The organism is Geminicoccaceae bacterium, from assembly GCA_020638465.1.
In the GTDB taxonomy this organism is placed as follows: domain Bacteria; phylum Pseudomonadota; class Alphaproteobacteria; order Geminicoccales; family Geminicoccaceae; genus JAGREO01.
This window is the reverse complement of record JACKIM010000002.1, coordinates 1,358,261-1,374,985: the sequence shown is the minus strand read 5'-3', so window position 1 is coordinate 1,374,985 and position 16,725 is coordinate 1,358,261. Positions and strand designations below refer to the sequence as shown.

The 16,725-nt window shown below is 64.8% G+C and carries 17 protein-coding genes; 14 read left to right on the top strand and 3 right to left on the bottom strand.

Features of this window, described 5'->3' with window-relative positions:
• Positions 1–3: 3 nt before the first annotated feature.
• The 4 genes from can to H6851_16660 all read left to right on the top strand — a co-directional run bounded on the left by can (position 4) and on the right by H6851_16660 (position 3,890).
• Positions 4–639, top strand: a complete 636-nt coding sequence (can, locus tag H6851_16675; protein MCB9945243.1) for a carbonate dehydratase — start codon at positions 4–6, stop codon at positions 637–639.
• Between the two features lie 111 nt (positions 640–750).
• Positions 751–1,641 carry a LysR family transcriptional regulator gene (locus H6851_16670; GenBank protein ID MCB9945242.1) on the top strand — a complete coding sequence of 297 codons (891 nt, stop codon included), beginning with the start codon at positions 751–753 and terminating at the stop codon, positions 1,639–1,641.
• A complete protein-coding gene (locus H6851_16665) occupies positions 1,638–2,897 on the top strand; it encodes an FAD-dependent oxidoreductase (protein MCB9945241.1) in 1,260 nt (419 codons plus the stop codon). Before H6851_16670 ends, H6851_16665 begins: the two co-directional genes overlap by 4 nt.
• A gap of 33 nt (positions 2,898–2,930) precedes the next feature.
• Positions 2,931–3,890, top strand: a complete 960-nt coding sequence (locus H6851_16660; GenBank protein MCB9945240.1) for an ornithine cyclodeaminase family protein — start codon at positions 2,931–2,933, stop codon at positions 3,888–3,890.
• A 54-nt stretch (positions 3,891–3,944) separates the two neighbouring features.
• On the opposite strand, the gene H6851_16655 is transcribed toward H6851_16660, so the two are convergent.
• Positions 3,945–4,730 carry a hypothetical protein gene (locus H6851_16655; GenBank protein MCB9945239.1) on the bottom strand — a complete coding sequence of 262 codons (786 nt, stop codon included), beginning with the start codon at positions 4,728–4,730 and terminating at the stop codon, positions 3,945–3,947.
• A gap of 47 nt (positions 4,731–4,777) precedes the next feature.
• Entirely contained in the window at positions 4,778–5,071 is a 294-nt protein-coding gene (locus H6851_16650; protein ID MCB9945238.1) for a hypothetical protein, read from the bottom strand.
• Positions 5,072–5,082: 11 nt separating this feature from the next.
• Between H6851_16650 and H6851_16645 the strand changes: the two genes are divergently transcribed.
• From H6851_16645 to H6851_16635, 3 genes are read left to right on the top strand one after another with little or no spacing between them, the layout of a single operon-like run.
• Positions 5,083–6,342 carry a paraquat-inducible protein A gene (locus H6851_16645; protein MCB9945237.1) on the top strand — a complete coding sequence of 420 codons (1,260 nt, stop codon included), beginning with the start codon at positions 5,083–5,085 and terminating at the stop codon, positions 6,340–6,342.
• The gene (locus H6851_16640) at positions 6,335–8,005 is read left to right on the top strand and encodes an MCE family protein (protein MCB9945236.1); all 1,671 of its coding nucleotides are present in this window, start codon (positions 6,335–6,337) and stop codon (positions 8,003–8,005) included. Before H6851_16645 ends, H6851_16640 begins: the two co-directional genes overlap by 8 nt.
• Positions 8,002–8,598 (top strand): membrane integrity-associated transporter subunit PqiC, encoded by a 597-nt coding sequence (locus H6851_16635; protein MCB9945235.1) that lies wholly within the window; start codon positions 8,002–8,004, stop codon positions 8,596–8,598. The genes H6851_16640 and H6851_16635 overlap by 4 nt, the downstream gene beginning before the upstream one ends.
• Positions 8,599–8,626: 28 nt before the next feature.
• On the opposite strand, the gene H6851_16630 is transcribed toward H6851_16635, so the two are convergent.
• Positions 8,627–9,613, bottom strand: coding sequence for a LysR family transcriptional regulator (locus tag H6851_16630; protein MCB9945234.1), 987 nt, complete (start codon positions 9,611–9,613; stop codon positions 8,627–8,629).
• Between the two features lie 95 nt (positions 9,614–9,708).
• Here H6851_16630 and H6851_16625 point away from each other — a divergent pair, with 95 nt between their 5' ends.
• From H6851_16625 to H6851_16595, 7 genes are read left to right on the top strand one after another with little or no spacing between them, the layout of a single operon-like run.
• The gene (locus tag H6851_16625; GenBank protein ID MCB9945233.1) at positions 9,709–10,575 is read left to right on the top strand and encodes an ABC transporter permease; all 867 of its coding nucleotides are present in this window, start codon (positions 9,709–9,711) and stop codon (positions 10,573–10,575) included.
• The gene (locus tag H6851_16620) at positions 10,575–11,366 is read left to right on the top strand and encodes an ABC transporter permease (protein MCB9945232.1); all 792 of its coding nucleotides are present in this window, start codon (positions 10,575–10,577) and stop codon (positions 11,364–11,366) included. The genes H6851_16625 and H6851_16620 overlap by 1 nt, the downstream gene beginning before the upstream one ends.
• A 34-nt stretch (positions 11,367–11,400) precedes the next feature.
• Complete coding sequence (locus H6851_16615; protein MCB9945231.1) at positions 11,401–12,549, top strand: extracellular solute-binding protein; 1,149 nt, start codon at positions 11,401–11,403, stop codon at positions 12,547–12,549.
• A 52-nt stretch (positions 12,550–12,601) separates the two neighbouring features.
• Positions 12,602–13,678, top strand: coding sequence for an ABC transporter ATP-binding protein (locus tag H6851_16610; protein MCB9945230.1), 1,077 nt, complete (start codon positions 12,602–12,604; stop codon positions 13,676–13,678).
• Position 13,679: 1 nt separating this feature from the next.
• Positions 13,680–15,017: an aspartate aminotransferase family protein gene (locus H6851_16605; GenBank protein MCB9945229.1), complete on the top strand. Its 1,338-nt coding sequence runs from the start codon at positions 13,680–13,682 to the stop codon at positions 15,015–15,017.
• 16 nt (positions 15,018–15,033) lie between these two features.
• Entirely contained in the window at positions 15,034–15,519 is a 486-nt protein-coding gene (locus H6851_16600) for a GNAT family N-acetyltransferase (GenBank protein ID MCB9945228.1), read from the top strand.
• Positions 15,516–16,541, top strand: a complete 1,026-nt coding sequence (locus H6851_16595; GenBank protein ID MCB9945227.1) for a histone deacetylase family protein — start codon at positions 15,516–15,518, stop codon at positions 16,539–16,541. The genes H6851_16600 and H6851_16595 overlap by 4 nt, the downstream gene beginning before the upstream one ends.
• Positions 16,542–16,725: the final 184 nt, after the last annotated feature.

Sequence of the window (16,725 nt, the reverse complement as noted above, 5' to 3'; positions counted from 1 at the left end):
CCCATGCCCGTGTCCCCCAGGGATCTTCTCAGCCGCAACCGGGACTGGGCCGAAGCGCGCAGGGGGCAGGATCCACAGTTCTTCGAGCGATTGTCCGAGCAGCAGGCACCCCGTTATTTCTGGGTGGGGTGTTCCGACTCGCGGGTGCCGGCGACCCAGATCGTGGACATCGATCCCGGGGAAATCTTCGTTCACCGGAACGTCGCCAACCTGTGCGCCCATACCGATCTGAACTTCCTCGCCTCGCTGCAATTCGCCGTCGAGGTCCTGCGGGTCGAGCATGTGATCGTCTGCGGTCACTATGCCTGCGGTGGTGTCCGTGCGGCCCTTGGCGAGCGTTCCAGCGGGCTGGTCGATCACTGGATCCGCAGCCTGCGCGACCTGCGAGAACACCACCGCGCGATTCTCGACGGGGCGATCGACCGCAGCGAGGCCGCCGATCTGCTGACCGAGCTCAATGTCCGCACCCAGGTCGACAACATCGCCCACAATCCGATCGTTCAGGCGGCCTGGCGACGCGGTCAGAAGATCGAGATTCATGGCTGGGTGTATCGTGTGCACGATGGCATTCTCCACGATCTCGACTACCGTCGCAGCGATCACGCCACCGTCAACGACAGTCATCGAATTTCCTCCTGAATTTCTGTAGATTCTCCGGGGAGCCGATGTTGCGGTGCGGGTCGGGGCACACGGATTGCCGACCGTGCGTCTCTCGGACATGTGGGCGGGACGGATAGCGGGGAGGGCGTCTTGGATCGGCTGGAAGGGATGGGGGTGTTTCTCAAGGTGGTGCAGCTGGGCAGTTTTTCCGCCGCTGCCAGTCAGCTGGGCATGTCCAAGTCCACGGTCAGCAAGCATGTCTCCGTACTTGAGGAGCGCCTGGGCATGCGCCTGCTCAATCGCACCACCCGGCGGCTGTCACTCACCGAGGGGGGGCAGATCTACCGGGACCGGATTGAAGCCGTTCTCGATGCGGTGGAAGATGCCGATCATGCAGTAACTCATCTCAACGAGGCGCCGCGCGGCCTGTTGCGGGTCAACGCGCCCATGTCCTTCGGCCTGCGCCATCTGGGTCCGCTGCTGCCGGCCTTCCTGGAAAGCTATCCGGAGGTGGAGATCGACATCGCCCTCAACGACCGCCGGGTTGATCTGGTCGACGAGGGATTCGATCTGGCGGTGCGCATCGGCGACCTCGAGGACAGTTCGCTGATTGCCCGCAAGCTGGCCCGCTGCCGGATGGTCTGCGTTGCGTCGCCGGCCTATCTCGCACGCCGTCCGGCACCGCAATCGCCCGATGACCTGGCCGGCCATGACTGCCTGCGTTACAATTACAGCAGAAATCCTGGTGAATGGCTGTTCAGGCGGGATGGCAACGCGGTCCGGGTCCGCATCGACGGCCGGCTCTGCGCCAACAACGGCGATATCATCCGCGAGGCCCTGCTGGGCGGTCTGGGTGTTGCCTTCCAGCCGAGCTTCCTCGTTGCCGATGCCATCGACGACGGACGCCTGCGCGTCCTGCTCGACGACTGGCAGACGCCGGAGATCGCGGTGCATGCCGTCTACCCGGAATCGCGTCACGTATCGCCCAAGCTGAGGGTGTTCATCGATTACCTCGCCACTCATCTCAAGGGTATCTCATGACCTCATCCACGCACTCCCGGTCCATCGCCGTGATCGGAGCGGGTATCGTCGGCGTCAGCTGCGGCCTGTTCCTGCAGGATGACGGCCATCAGGTGACCCTGGTTGACCCGCGTGATCCGGGCGAGGGCACCTCGTTCGGCAATGCCGGGGTTCTCAGCGCATCGAGCGTGCTGCCCATTGCCACGCCGGGCACGCTGAAGAAGGTCCCGGCCATGCTGTTCGACCGCGACAGCCCGTTGCGCCTGCGCTGGCGCTATCTGCCTTCGCTGGCGCCGTGGCTTGCGCGCTTCATGCTGGCCAGCCGCTGGTCGCGGGTGGAACGGCACAGCCGCTCGATCCGTGCCCTGGTCGAAAGGGCGGGCGGTGCGCACGATACCCTCATCCAGCGCTGTGGCGCCGGCGAGCTGGTGCGCAGCGGCGGCTGGCTGAAGCTGGCCCGGTCCCGTGCCGCCTTCGATGCCGCCACCGGCCTCGAACGCCAGTTCCTGCAACGCTGCGGCGTGCCCTTCGACGTGCTCGAGGGCGGCGTCATCCGCGAGGTCGAGCCATCGATCGCCGACGATGTGACCCATGCCCTCCACCTCACTGCCAACCGCCGGGTCACCAGCCCGATCGCCTATACCCGGCGATTGGTGGAGACCTTCTTCGAAGGTGGCGGAAGGCACCTCAGGGCGAAGGTCCTGGGACTCGACCTGCTGGGTGGCGCCCACGGCATCGTCACGGAGGACGACCGCCACCCCTTCGATGTCATCGTCATCGCCGCAGGCGCCTTCTCCCGCGGCCTCGCGGCCGATGCCGGCCATCGCGTGCCTCTGGATACCGAGCGCGGCTACCACGTCACCCTGCCCATGCCGGAGATCGCCCCGCAATACACCCTGCAGGCGCTGGAGCGCGGCTTCGTCATGGCCCCCATGCTGGACGGCCTGCGCATCACCTCCGGCGTCGAACTGGCCTCCGTCGACGCCCCGCCGGACTATCGCGCCGTCCGCCGGCTGGTCCCCATCGCCCGCACCTACGTCAAGGGCCTCGACGACGGGATCCTCGGCGAGTGGCAGGGACACCGCCCGTCGCTGCCCGACGGCCTGCCGGTACTCGGACGCTCGAAACGGCATCCCGATGTCCTGTTCGCCTTCGGCCACCAGCATATCGGCCTCACGCTGGGTCCGCTCACCGGACGGATCATCGCCGACATCGTCGCCGGTCGCGATCCGGGCATCGATCTTTCGCCCTACGCCCCCGACCGGCTATTCTTCTGACCCGGGCCAAACCACCACACAACGGAGAAACCCATGCAACCCGGCAAGGAACTGCTCTACCTGTCCAGTGCAGACATCGAGAGCCTCGCCATCCCGCCATCGGACATCGTCGAGGCGGTGGAAGCGATGTTCGAGGCCAAGGCCCGCGGTGCCGCGACCATGAAACCCAAGATGGGCCTGCACTCCGGCAACGGTACCGCCTTCCTCGCTTCCGCCGGTGTCCTGGAACATCCGGCCCAGGCGGGCATCAAATGGGTGGGCGTTGCCGACAACGCCGGTACCGGCCTGCCGCATATCGCCGGCACCATCGTGCTTTCCGACAACCGCACCGGCATGCCGCTGGCCGTCATGGATGCCCGCTGGATCACCGGCGCGCGCACCGCCGCCATCACCGCCGTCGCGGCCAGGCACCTGGCCCGGCCGGACAGCCGCTCCATCGGCTTCATTGCCTGCGGCCTGCAGGCCCGTACCCACCTCGACACCCTGCGCCGGATCTTTCCCATCGGGCGCATCCAGACCTGCAGCCGCCGCCTCGAAACCGCCGAACGCTTCGCCGCGGAAGCCCGCGAACAGGGCCTCGAAGCCGCTGCCTTCGCCGATCCGCACGACGCCATGGCCGGCATGGACATCGTCGTCACCACCACGCCGGTCGTTCCGCGTACTCCTGCCTTCCTCGACTGCGACCGGACCGCCGGCCACGCCTTTCTCGCCATGGTCGATCTCGGCATCTCCTGGAAACCCGGAACCTTCGACGCCCTCGACCTCATCATCACCGACGACAGCTCGCAGGCCGCCACCGAGCAACTGGCAAAGCCCGAGCTCTATCGTGGCGAAATCGCCGATCTCGTTGCCGGCAGGCTCGCCGGCGAGGAGATGCATTCCGGCCGGACCGCGCTCATTTTCGCCGGTATCGGCCTCGCCGATGCCGCTGCCGCCGCCCGCGTCTTCCAGCGCGCGACCGAGCGGGGAGTGGGCATGGTGCTGCCGGTCTAGAGAGGAAGGCCCAACCCCACAATTTCCACTGTAGAATAGACTCGCGCAAAGGCGTCAGGGGATGCCGGAGAGCGATTTTCCGAACACGGGGTGGGGTTTGCACACCGGCAGCGGCCGCCTCGCTGGCACGGGCGGCACGGGCGGTGGCGGCAGGTCGGGGAAATCGCCGGGCGGGAGCGCGCGGATGAGGCGCAGCTCGTCGGGCGCGAAGATGGCAAACGCACCCGCCTGCGGGGTCGTCATCATCGCGTCGAGGATATGCTCGTGGAGACTTTTGAGCAGGCGGGACCGTCCCCTTGCGCGGAGCCTTTCCTCCTCGCTGCGGGATTTCCTCGTTCTTGCGGGTTTCGCCGCCCCGGGAGTGTCCTTCGTGAGCGACCATGGCACCGGGCAGACATCCGGCACGTCGATCCCTCTGGCCACCGACTTCAGCAGCGAGGTGATGACATTCCCCATTCCCCTGCGTCCGGCACGATCCAGCCATGCCCTTTCGGCACCATCCGCCGAGGCGACGGATTGCGCCAGGGAGTTGTCCTGCAACTGGCGGAACCAGTCGCGGGAGTGGAACAGCAGCAGGCGGTGGAGGATCGCCCGGAGGCCATGACCGCCATGTGGGGACAGTCCCGCCCGCATCGCCGACAGGACACCCGCCACATGCGGCAGATGTTCCAGCCCGTCGACCTCCGCCATATCAAGCCGGACCTGCGGCCCGGCCAGCACCCCGCGCCGCCCGGTCACCACCAGCCAGCACACCTTCAGGAAACGAGGCGCGCCCCAGCGAAAGACCCGGCCGGCGAGTTTGCGCGGCAATATGGGGGGTGTGGGAGAAGTGTGGGACATGGGGGGAGGTTATGATGGAAAGGCAGCATGAGAGTCAAGGAATAAAATCATAAAAACAATGTTTCCATCCTTGCTGATCCAAACCCGGACACGATCTCGCGGTTCATGTGACCTTTCGTCACGAACCGCTTGCCACCATCGCCGGGTATCTCATTCGGTCCGATTTGACCGGCCATACTCTTGACAGGGCGCGGATCGGGGATAGGAGAGAGCGCGACGGTCACGATGCGTGCCAGACTGTTTTCGGGGCGCGATCCTGTCTCGAAGGCACGGCCAATCGCCGGTTTCGTCCGTATCAATGTTGCCGGAACGGCCACCTCCTTCATGGGTTCATCGAGCAAGTGTTACCGCCATGACTGCTGAAACCGCCGATATGCCAGCATCCCCGGCAACGCCGCTCGTGGCCTGCCATGATTGCGGAACCCTGCATCGCCTGGGTCCGATGCGGGGCGGCGAGGGCGCCTATTGCCGGCGTTGCGGCGCCAGCCTGGCGGTGGCCCACGACAACAGCATCGAGAGCGCACTGGCGCTGAACATCGCCGCCGGAGCCCTGTTCATCACGGCCAACACGCTGCCGTTCATGACCTTCGAACTGGAAGGCCGGGAACTGACCACGCGGCTCTGGGAAGGCGCGGTCGCGCTGACCCATGCCGGCATGTGGCCCCTCGGGCTCCTGGTCATGATGGTCGGAACGGTCGTGCCGGGCGTCAAGATCGCCATCGCCACCGTGGTGCTGGGCGCCCTCAGGCTGGGCATGCGCGGGCGCTGGCTGGCCACGGGGCTGCGCTGGATGGTGATCCTGCGTCCCTGGTCCATGATCGAGGTCTTCCTGCTGGGAGTGATCGTCGGCTACGTCAAGCTGATCGAGCTCGCGCGGCTGGAGCTGCATGCCGGGCTGTGGTCGCTGGCCATGCTGATCCCGCTGCTTGCGGCGGCCGAATTCGTCTTCAACCGCCAGGAAGCCTGGGACATGCTGGAGCCGCAGCGCCGGGACGGGGCGTCGCCCCGGCATCTCGTGGCCTGCCACGATTGCGGCCAGCTGAACGACGACCGTACCGCCCATGGCCAATGCAGCCGCTGCGGTTCGGCGCTGCATCGCCGCAAGAACGATGCCATGGCCGGTACCCTGGCGCTGGTGATCGCCGCCATCATTCTCTACGTTCCGGCCAACCTGCTGCCGGTGATGCGCGTGGTCTCCTTCGGCCAGAGCGAGCCGGACACGATCATGAGTGGGGTGTTCACGCTCCTGGAGCACGGCATGGTCCCGGTGGCCCTGCTCGTCCTGTTCGCGAGTATCCTGGTGCCGGTGCTCAAGCTGGCGGTGCTGACCTACCTGCTGATAACCGTCCGGTTCGGCGGGCGCCGGTCGGCCCGCGACCGCACGAAGCTCTATCGCATCATCGAGGTGATCGGCCCGTGGTCGATGGTCGACGTGTTCATGATCGCGTTGCTGGCGGCCCTGGTCGATCTCGGGCAGATTGCGACCATCGAGCCCGGGCCGGGAGCGCTTGCCTTCGCCTCGGTCGTCATCCTGACGATGTTTGCCGCGATGCGGTTCGACCCGCGATTGATTTGGGATGCAGAAGATCTGGGAGAAAATGATCGTGTCTGACAAGGATACCGGCACCTCCGACACGGTACCCGAGGCGCATACCCGGCAACGGCATGGCCTGTCGGTGATCTGGCTGGTGCCGCTGGCGGCCATTCTGATCGCCGGCTGGCTCGGCTATCGCCATTTCGCCGACAAGGGGCCGCAGGTGGTCATCACCTTCCCCGATGCGGCGGGCCTCGAAGCCGGGCGCACCAAGGTCAAGTTCAAGGACGTGGTGGTCGGCGACGTGGTCAGGGTCCAGGTCAGCGACGACCTCAAGAGCGTGCTGGTGACCGCCGAGATGGTACCGGGCTTTCACCCCTACATGAACAACGAGACGCGTTTCTGGGTGGTCAAGCCGCGGGTGGGAACCAGCGGCGTGTCGGGTCTCGACACGCTGGTTTCCGGGTCCTACATCTCGGTCGACCCGGGCAAGGGGGGAGAGGAGGCGAGCGCATTCAAGGGTCTCGACGAGCCGCCGCTGCTCCGCTTCGATGTTCCCGGCCGCCGCTTCGTTCTCGAAAGCCAGAACCTCAGCAGCATCAACCGCGGAACGCCCATCTACTACAAGGGGTTCGAGGTCGGGCAGGTGCTCGACTACAAGCTCAATGAGGACAGGGAGCGGTTCGACATCCCGATCTTCATCCATGCGCCCTATGACGAGATGGTGCTGGAGGCGAGCCGGTTCTGGATCGAATCGGCGGTCCAGGTGCAGGCCGGAAGCGGTGGCTTCGGGGTCAAGATCGGCACCTTGCAGAGCTTCCTGACGGGTGGAATCACCTTCGATACGCCCGACTTCAAGACATCCGAACGGGCTGGCGAGAAGTACCAGTTCACCCTCTATCCCGATGAATCCAGCGTCGGCGAGGCGCGCTACACCCGTTCGGTGCCGCTCCTTGCCTATTTCGACGGGTCGGTGCGCGGCCTGCGCCCCGGCGCGCCGGTCGAGATCCGCGGCATGAAGGTCGGCGAGGTGAGCGACATCAGCCTGCATCTCGACGAAGCCAGCAAGCAGATCACCATTCCGGTCGTCATCGAGATCCATCCGCAGCGGATCAACGGCGACAATGCCGTCCGGGATGACGATGCCGCCTACGCCGAACTCGAGACGCTGATCGGGCTGGGGATGCGAGCCCAGCTCAAGACGGCAAGCCTCATCACCGGCGACCTCTATGTCGACCTGGTCTTCGAGCGCAACGCCAGGGAGGCGTCTCTCGACCGTTCCGGCGACATTCCCGTGATGCCGACCATCCCGAGCGATCTCGACGCTCTCGAAGCGACCGTGCAGCAGTTCGTTTCGCGCATCGAGGACCTGCCGCTGGAGAAGATCGCCGAGGACATGCGGCGCACCGTCGAGATGATCGCCTCCAGGGCAGGTTCCCCGGAAATCGACCAGTTGCTCGCCGAGGTCCAGGAGACGGCCCGCAGCATCCGGCGTTTCACCGGCGACCTGGCCGACAACAGCCCGCCGCTGATGGCGGAGCTGCGCGAGACCATGCGGCGGGTCAGCCAGACCGCGAAGAATGCGCAGGATGTGCTCGATAAGGACGGCGGCCTGCCCTATGACGCCGGCGAGCTCATGCGCGAGCTGACCCAGGCGGCGCGGTCGGTGCGCGTCTTCGCCCAGTATCTCGAACGGCATCCGGAAGCGTTGTTGCGCGGCAAGGGAGGAAATTTCAGATGATTCGCCGGACAAGTCTGCTGCTGGTCCTGCTGCTGGCCGCCTGCAGCGAAACTCCGCCAACCCGGTTCTACACGCTGGCGGCTGTCGAACCGGCGCCGGCCGCCACGGAGACGGCCGCCACGGAGACGGCCGAAGGGAGCGTGGTTCTGGCACTGGCGCCCATCGGCCTGCCGGCCTATCTCAACCGGCCGCAACTGGTCGTGCAGATCGACGAGACCCGCATGGAGCTGGCCGACCTGGACAACTGGATCGAACCGCTGGACACGCTGATCCAGCGGACCATGGCGGCCGACCTGCAGCGCGAGCCGCATGTGCAGCTGGTGTTGCGCCTGCCCGAACGCCGCCAGTCCGAGTTCGACTACGGGATCGAGGTCAACTTTACCCGTTTCGATACCGATGCCGGTGGTGTCGCGCATCTCGACGCGGACTGGAGCATCGTCGATTCCCGCGACCGCGAAATTGCCCGGCGTCATGTCAGTGAGCAGGTCGAGGTTGCGAATCCGGAGGACAAGGCGAGCCACGCCCTGGCGCTGAGCCGGTTGCTGGACGAGCTCAACGCGTCGATCCTCGCTGCCCTGCCGGGGACGAGCTGACCGCCGCGGGACCGGCTTCGGCTTCCCTTCAGGTATAGGTTCGCTCTTCCATCGGGGTTGCCTCGATCATGTCGAGGAGGCTGGCCAGGAGAAGTTCCTCGGCGCGGTTCTTCACGGCATGAGTGTTCCAGACGACGTGAACGTCGATGGCCGGCAGCCCGGCATGAGGGGGAAGCTGCCAGAGCAGGCCGTCGCGGACATCCCGTCTGGCGACATGGACCGGCAGGGGACCAATGCCAAGACCGGCAATGATCATGCGGCGGACTTCCTCCAGGTGGCTGGAAAGTCCGGTGATCCGCTGCGCCAGCCTGGCCTGGACGCGCATCATGGTCACCGGCCGCAGCACGTCCTGCAGGTGATCGGTCTCGAAACTGACCGAGCCGTGTCCGGCGAGGTCGCCGGGTTCGAGGTCCTCCCGTCCGAACAGCGGGTGGTGAGGTCCGCAGAACAGGCCGAAATACTCCCGATAGAGCCGCCTGTATTCGAGCCTCGGATTGTGGTCGCGGACCAGGCAGATGGCGAAGGATGCCCGCTTGGCCATGACTTCCGCCACTGCTTCGGCGCTCGAACGCACGTCGATCGAGACGGTGGCATGCGGGTGGGCGGCATGGAACCGCGCCAGGGCCGCATCGAACAGCGGGCAGGTCACGTGGCTGGCGACATTGATCCGCACATGCCCCTGAACGTCGTCGGTCAGGTCCCGCATCAGGGTCGAGAGCCGCAGGACGGAGCCATGGATCTCGACCGCCTCGCGATAGAGCAGCTGCCCGGCATCCGTCAGCTGGTAGCGGCCGGGCGAGCGGTCGAGGAGCTTGCGGCCGATCCGGTCCTCGAGTCGCCTCAGGGCCGCCGAGACCGAAGGCTGCTTCAGCCGCAGGCGCTGTGCCGCCTCGGTGATCGAATGGCTCTCGGCCAGGACGACGAAGGTACGGAGCAAATTCCAGTCCAGCTCGCGCAGGATCCGCTCCGGTTCGCTGCCCCGGCCATGTCTGCCGGCGGGGTCATGGTGCTTCATAGACATTGTCTATAATCGAAATTCTCATTATCTATTTGATCTATGACGTGCCACTTCGCATCCTTTTCGGCAAGAGACCATGAATGGGGAGCGGAATGTCCGTCGAAGCCCGCGAGGCGCGCCAGCCGTGGATCCTGCTGGCTCCGGCCCTGGGGTCGGTAACGCTGCTTCTGTTCGTGCCGCTCATGTTCATCGCGGTCTACAGCTTCTGGCTGCGCACGGCGACCGGCGCGGACGAGATGGGCTTCCATCTGGACAACTGGCACGAAGCGCTGACCGACCCGTTCTATCGCGACATCCTGATCGGCACCCTGCGCATTGCCGCGATCACCACACTGGCCTGTGCCCTGATGGGCTATCCGGCCGCCTACTTCATCGCAAGGTCGCGCGGCAACAAGGCTATTCTCCTGCTGCTCCTGATGCTGCCCTTCTGGATCAGCTACATCATCCGGACCCTGAGCTGGATCAACATCCTCGGCGTGTCGGGGGCGCTCAACACGGCCCTGCTGGCCGTCGGGATCATCAATGAACCCCTCAACATTCTCTACAACGAGACCACCGTCATTCTGGGACTTGTGCACTTCCTGCTTCCGTTCATGATCCTCAATGTCTTTGTCAGCCTCGATGGCATCGATACCAATCTGGAGGATGCCGCCAACTCGCTGGGTGCTACCCGCTGGCAGACTTTTCTGGAGGTCACGCTTCCCCTTTCGTTGCCGGGACTGGCGGCGGGCGGGCTGCTGTGCTTCGTGCTGGGTGCCGGGACCTACATCACGCCGCTGGTCCTGGGCGGCCCGACCGATGCGATGTTCGCGAACCTGGTGTTCGAGGCGATCATCACCCAGCTCAACTGGCCATTGGGTTCGGCGCTCAGCCTGATGCTGCTGGCGGTTCTCGGCGCACTGGTGGCCATCTACAACCGCTACCTCGGAATGGCGCAACTGATGAAGGGACTGGGCTGATGCGCCGGGGATGGCCGCTGATCCGCGGCTGGGCCGTTCTTGTCTATCTCTTCATGTTCCTGCCGGTCGCGGTCGTCGTGCTGCTGAGCTTCAACGCCAACCAGTTCGGCAGTTTTCCGATGACCGGCCTGTCCCTTCGCTGGTTCGTCGAGCTGGCGCAGAACGAGGCCATCCTGCGCGCCTTTCGGACCTCGGTCGTGCTCGGGCTCCTGACGGCGCTGATCTCGACGACCTTCGGGGTACTGGCCAGCCTCGCACTGGTACGTTACCGGGTGCCCGGAGCCAATGCGATATCCACCCTGCTGATCGCGCCGATCCTTGTTCCCGAGGTCGTGCTCGCCGTGGCACTGCTGCTGTTCCTCAATTTCCTCGGCATTCACAAGAGCTTCGCGCTGCTGCTGTTCGGTCATGTCATCTTCACGCTGCCCTTCGTGGTCCTCGTGGTGCAGGCCCGGCTCATCAGCATCCGGCGCGATGTGGAGGAGGCGGCGATGAGTCTCGGCGCGAGCCCCGTCCAGACCTTCTTCGAGATCACCCTGCCCCTCATGCTGCCCGCGGTTCTCGCGGGTGCGCTCTTTGCCTTTACCATCAGTTTCGACGACATCACCGGGACACTGTTCTGGAAGCCCGGCGGCGTCGAGACGGTGCCTACCCAGATCTTTGCCATGCTGCGCAACTCGATCAGTCCGGAGATCAATGCGCTCGGGACCGTGATGATCTTCATGACGGTTGGATTGCCGCTGACCGGAGCGGCGATCGCCCGGCGGTTCTCCCGAAAGTCCGATCCGTGATCCCGATACGCCCATGTCCCACAAGGAGGACCCCATGACTGGAAAACCGAACGATATCGGACGCTGCGAGCGTCTTCGCGAGCGCTACCTGAATGGCGACCTCGAACGCCGGACCTTCCTGGGACTTCTGGGGGCCGCCGGTGCGGCCTGCGGCCTTGTCACGCCCTATCGCGCGCTGGCGCAGGATGTCACCCAGGTCAGGTTCGACGGTTGGGGCGGTGTGGTTTCCGAGGCCCTGCGCGCCAACGCGTTCGATCCCTTTACCGCCGCCACCGGTATCGAGGTGGTGGATGGCACCTTCGGTGGAGGGGATGAATATCTCAGCCGGGTCAAGGCAAGCCAGCCCGGCGAGTACAACATCGCGCACCTGTCGGGTGTCTTCGATTATGCCCGCTATCATGGACTCGGGCTGACGACCGTACTCAACGAAGACAATATCCCCAATCTGGAATATGTCATTCCGAAGCTGGTCGACGTCTTCCGCGCGGTGACCGACGGTACCCTGAGTTGCGTTCCCTACGACTATGGCACGACCGGGCTGGCCTACAATCGCAAGTACATTTCCGACGAGGAGATGCAGGAGAAGGGTGCCCGGATCCTGATCGACGAAGCCTACAAGGGCAAGATCGGCGGATGGGCCGACTGGCGTACCCGCATGTGGTATGCGGCGCTGCAGACAGATCAGGACCCGAACGGCATCACGGACGAGGAAGCGGCCTGGAACGCCGTGCGCCAGCACCGGGATCTTGCCCTGAAGTACTGGACGTCGGGTGCCGAGCTGATGAGCCTGCTTGCCGAAGAGGAAATCTACGTCACCGAGGGCTGGTCGGGGCGGATCTATGCCCTGCAGGAGCAGGGGCATGACATCGGCTATTTCGACCCGCCCAACGGCTTCGGCTGGCAGGAATGCATGTTCGTGATCAAGGGCTCGCCGATGGAGGCCTGCGAGGAGCTCCTGAACTTCATGCTGGCGCCGGAGACCTCGATCGCGGTTGCCGAGGGGCAGAACTATCCGCCGGCGCTCGATCCGCAGAAAGTCGAGCTTGGCGAGAAGATCCCGACACTGCCGGCCTTCGATCCGACCGGCACGCTGTCGGGCCTCACCTTTGCCGATCCGGCCTACTGGAACGGTCATGAGGCCGACTGGTCGAAGACCTTCGGCCGGGTGCAGAAAGGCTATTGAGACCCGAGCCCTCTCCCGCAGGGGAGAGGGCCACCATGCGGAGATTGTCGCTTTGAGTTCCGTATTGCTCAAGGACATCGTGAAGCGCTTCGGCAATTTCACGGCGGTTCACAAGACCACGCTTGAAATTCCCGAAGGCGCGTTCGTCACGTTGCTGGGACCGTCCGGCTGCGGCAAGACCACCAATCTGAGGATGATTGCCGGACTGCTGGATCCGACGGAAGGCGATATCCTGATCGGCGGGAAACGCGTCAATTCGGTTCCGATCCACAAGCGCAATCTCGGCATCGTCTTCCAGAACTACGCGTTGTTCCCGCACAAGACGGTGGCGGACAACATCGCCTTCGGCCTCAAATATCGCGGCGTGCCGAAGCCCGAGATGGCCAGACGGGTGAAGGCCGTCCTCGATCTCGTCCAGTTGCCGCATGTCGGCGATCGCTATCCGAAGGAACTCTCCGGTGGTCAACAGCAGCGCATCGCACTGGCCCGCGCGATCGTCATCGAGCCCGAGGTCCTCCTTCTCGACGAGCCTCTTTCGGCCCTTGACGCCAATCTTCGCGAGGACATGCGCGTGGAGCTCAAGCGCATCCAGAGCCAGATCGGCGTGACCACCGTCTTCGTCACGCATGACCAGTCGGAGGCGCTGGCCATGTCGGATCGGATCGTGGTGATGAGTGCGGGGCGGGTCGAACAGGTCGGCACGCCGGAGGAGGTCTACAACAGCCCGGCCAGCGAGTTCGTCGCCAGTTTTCTCGGTGCGTCGAACATCATCGAGGGGACCTGTTCCAGCATGGGGGCAGGCGGGGTCGTCATGGATGTTCCCGAATTTGGTGCGGTCGAGATTCCATCCCGCAAGGCGCCGAACGTCGCACGCGGCCCGGCAAAGCTGGTGCTCAAGGCCGAAAAGCTGCAACTCCTGCCACATGGTACATCCTCCGCCGGACAGGTCGCGCGTGACGCGATCGTCGAAACAGTGGACTACCAGGGCCAGACCGTGCGCTATTTCATCAAGGTGGGGGAGCGTCAGTTGCAGGCCATCAACATGATCGACGAGCGTCCTTTCCCGAAAGGCAGTACGGTAACCGCCGCCTTCCGTCCGCAGGATTGCGCGGGCCTGCCCGGAGCATGACATGAGCCATCTGTTCTACCAGGGTCGCGGCCGGAAGCCGGTGCTCGAACAGGCGCGCGGGATCTACATGTGGGACAAGGATGGCCGGCGCTATCTCGACGGTTCGTCGGGGGCGATGGTCTGCAATATCGGTCATTCCAACGCCAATGTCCTGGCGGCGATGCAGCGCCAGATGGAAAAGTCGACCTTCGGCTATCGTCTCCATTTTGAAACGGAAGCCTCGGAGGCTCTCGCATCCCGGCTGGCGGGGCTCATGCCCGAAGGGCTGACGCGGGTATTCTTCGTCTCCGGTGGATCGGAGGCCGTGGAGAGTGCCATGAAACTCGCCCGCCAGCACGCGCTGGCAACGGGGCAGGGCGGCCGCTGGAAGGTCATCTCGCGATCGCCATCCTACCACGGATGCACGCTGGGCGCGCTGGCCGTCACCGGCTATGCGACGCTGACCGATCCGTTCGAGCCGATGATGCGGGTGATGCCAAAGGTGCCGGCACCGCGGGCCTATCTGGACGGCCTGGATCCCGACGATCCGGCGACCGGCCATCACTATGCCGACATGCTTGAGGCGCGGATCGAGGCGGAGGGTCCCGGCAGCGTCCTGGCCTTCATCGTCGAGCCCGTGGGCGGGGCGTCCACCGGCGCACTGGTGCCGCCGGAGGGCTACATGGAGCGGATCCGCGAAATCTGCGACCGCCATGGTGTCCTGCTGATCCTTGACGAGGTGATGACCGGTATCGGCCGCACCGGCAGGTTTCTCGGCTGCGAGCATTGGGGAACGAGACCCGATATTGTCGTGTTGTCGAAGGGCCTCGGGGCGGGATATGTGCCGCTTGGAGCCATGGTCGTGGATGAGCGGCTGGTAGAGCCTGTTCTCGATGCAGGCGGATTCGCGCACGGCTTTACCTATGCCGGCAATCCCCTGGCCTGTTCCGCCGGGCTCGCGGTGATCGACGAGGTCGAACGGCAGGACCTCTGCGCCCGTGCCGCCGCGATGGGCGAGACACTGATGGGCCGTCTCGCCGGGTTGATGCAGAAGCACGAGATCATCGGCGATGTCCGTGGGAAGGGCCTTCTCACCGCATTCGAGTTCATGTCCGACCGCGAGACGAAGGCGCCGCTGCCAGGGCATCTGAATGCCCACCAACGCTTTGTCGACATCGCCTATGGACTGGGACTGATCGTCTATTCCCGCAGGACCAGGAATGGCATCGAGGGCGACCATATCCTCGTGTGCCCGCCGCTGATCGTCGAACCGGTCCACCTGGACGAGATCATCGAGGGTCTCGATACGGCCCTGACGCAGTTCGCGAGCGAGATCGCTCCGGTCATGAAGGCGGGCTGAGATGCCGCCGATCCTCATGACGGATATCGCGGTGCGGCTTGCCGGGGCAGGGGATGCGCACAGGCTGGATGCCGGTCTGGCGCGTCTGTCGGAGGATCTGGGCGATGTTCACGCGGCCACCGCCGAGACCCTCGCGCTCGCCGGCTGGCGGCCATCGCCGGTGTTCCGGGCGCAAATGGCGGAGAGCGGCAACGGTGATCTTGTCGGGGTGGCGCTCTATTCCCCATGTTTTTCCACCACGCGAGGCGGTGCGGGCATCTATGTCTCGGACCTCTGGACGGCGGCGGCGGTGCGTGGGCAGGGGCTTGGGCGGCGGTTGCTCGCGGCGGCATTGCAGGATGGCGAGGCGATCTGGGGAGCCGGTTTCATCAAGCTGAGCGTCTACCATTCCAGTCCTGATGCCCTGCGGTTCTACAATCGTATGGGATTTTCCCCTCTCGGCGATCAGCACGACCTGATACTCGATGCCGCAGGATGCGCAGCCATGAAAGGTGGGCGATGAAGGCAGTTCTCGACGACCGGCAACGGGTTCACGACCCGAAGCATTTCATGGCCAATGGCGTGATCCTCCCCAACCCCGAGCAACCCGCGCGGATCGATGTGCTCAAGGCCGGTGCGCAAGCGGCGGGATGTACCCTTGAATCGCCGCGGGACGCCGGGCTTGGACCTCTGGCAGCCCTGCATACGGCCGAATATCTTGCTTTTCTGGAGAATATCTACACGCGTTGGCGGCGTATTCCCAATGCCGGTGCCGAAGTGATCCCCAACATTCATCCCGCGCGCCGGTCCGACAGCTATCCGAAGTCCGCCGTGGGACAGGCGGGATACCATCAGGCCGACACCGCCTGTCCGATTGCCGAAGGCACATGGCAGGCGGCCTACTGGTCGGCCCAGACGGCCATCTCCGGCGCGGATCTGGTCGCCGGCGGCGAGCGTGGCGTGTATGCCCTGTCACGTCCTCCCGGACACCACGCCTTCGGCGATCTCGCCGGCGGGTTCTGCTTCCTGAACAATTCAGGCATCGCCGCCGAGCGGTTGCGTGCGGCCGGCCTGAGGCCCGCCATTGTCGATGTGGACGTCCATCACGGCAATGGCACCCAGGGGATATTCTACAATCGGGACGATGTGCTGACCGTGTCCATTCACGCCGATCCCGCGCGTTTCTATCCCTTCTTCTGGGGGCATGCGCACGAGCGCGGGGAGGGACGGGGACTGGGTTACAACCTCAATTTGCCGCTGGCGCGGGGGACGGCGGACGGGACCTATCTGGAGACGCTGGCCGTCGCCCTCGATCGCGCGGCGAAGTTCGGTGCGGATGTGCTGGTCATCGCACTGGGGCTGGACGCCTCGGTCGACGACCCGTTTCAGGGGCTGGCCGTGACCCGGGACGGCTTTACCCGCATCGGTGCCGCCATCGCCAGAACCCGACTGCCGGTATTATTCGTCCAGGAGGGAGGTTATCTCTCGGACAGTCTTGGCGAAAACCTGACCTGTACCCTGTCGGGATTTCAACAGCACGTGTAGTGGACGGGAACGGGTTTGCCGTTCACGACAATCGGCGTCCCCGGTCTCACGGGTGAAGTCCGGCATCGCACTGCACGATGGGACACGGGAAAAAAGATACCTGCCACGGTCATGTTTTCGGGTTCCTCCGGGGTTTTCCGCCGCCAATATAAGATATATAAGCCATGCAGGTTTAAGCGACCTG

What these genes read in the sequence shown, in the direction of transcription:
- H6851_16635 (MCB9945235.1), top strand. Translation starts at nt 8,002, where the DNA reads ATGATTCGCCGGACAAGTCTGCTGCTGGTCCTGCTGCTGGCCGCCTGC.
- H6851_16630 (MCB9945234.1), bottom strand. Translation starts at nt 9,613, where the DNA reads ATGAAGCACCATGACCCCGCCGGCAGACATGGCCGGGGCAGCGAACCG.
- H6851_16595 (MCB9945227.1), top strand. Translation starts at nt 15,516, where the DNA reads ATGAAGGCAGTTCTCGACGACCGGCAACGGGTTCACGACCCGAAGCAT.
- H6851_16615 (MCB9945231.1), top strand. Translation starts at nt 11,401, where the DNA reads ATGACTGGAAAACCGAACGATATCGGACGCTGCGAGCGTCTTCGCGAG.
- H6851_16625 (MCB9945233.1), top strand. Translation starts at nt 9,709, where the DNA reads ATGTCCGTCGAAGCCCGCGAGGCGCGCCAGCCGTGGATCCTGCTGGCT.
- H6851_16605 (MCB9945229.1), top strand. Translation starts at nt 13,680, where the DNA reads ATGAGCCATCTGTTCTACCAGGGTCGCGGCCGGAAGCCGGTGCTCGAA.
- H6851_16600 (MCB9945228.1), top strand. Translation starts at nt 15,034, where the DNA reads ATGACGGATATCGCGGTGCGGCTTGCCGGGGCAGGGGATGCGCACAGG.
- can (MCB9945243.1), top strand. Translation starts at nt 4, where the DNA reads ATGCCCGTGTCCCCCAGGGATCTTCTCAGCCGCAACCGGGACTGGGCC.
- H6851_16620 (MCB9945232.1), top strand. Translation starts at nt 10,575, where the DNA reads ATGCGCCGGGGATGGCCGCTGATCCGCGGCTGGGCCGTTCTTGTCTAT.
- H6851_16655 (MCB9945239.1), bottom strand. Translation starts at nt 4,730, where the DNA reads ATGTCCCACACTTCTCCCACACCCCCCATATTGCCGCGCAAACTCGCC.
- H6851_16645 (MCB9945237.1), top strand. Translation starts at nt 5,083, where the DNA reads ATGACTGCTGAAACCGCCGATATGCCAGCATCCCCGGCAACGCCGCTC.
- H6851_16665 (MCB9945241.1), top strand. Translation starts at nt 1,638, where the DNA reads ATGACCTCATCCACGCACTCCCGGTCCATCGCCGTGATCGGAGCGGGT.
- H6851_16660 (MCB9945240.1), top strand. Translation starts at nt 2,931, where the DNA reads ATGCAACCCGGCAAGGAACTGCTCTACCTGTCCAGTGCAGACATCGAG.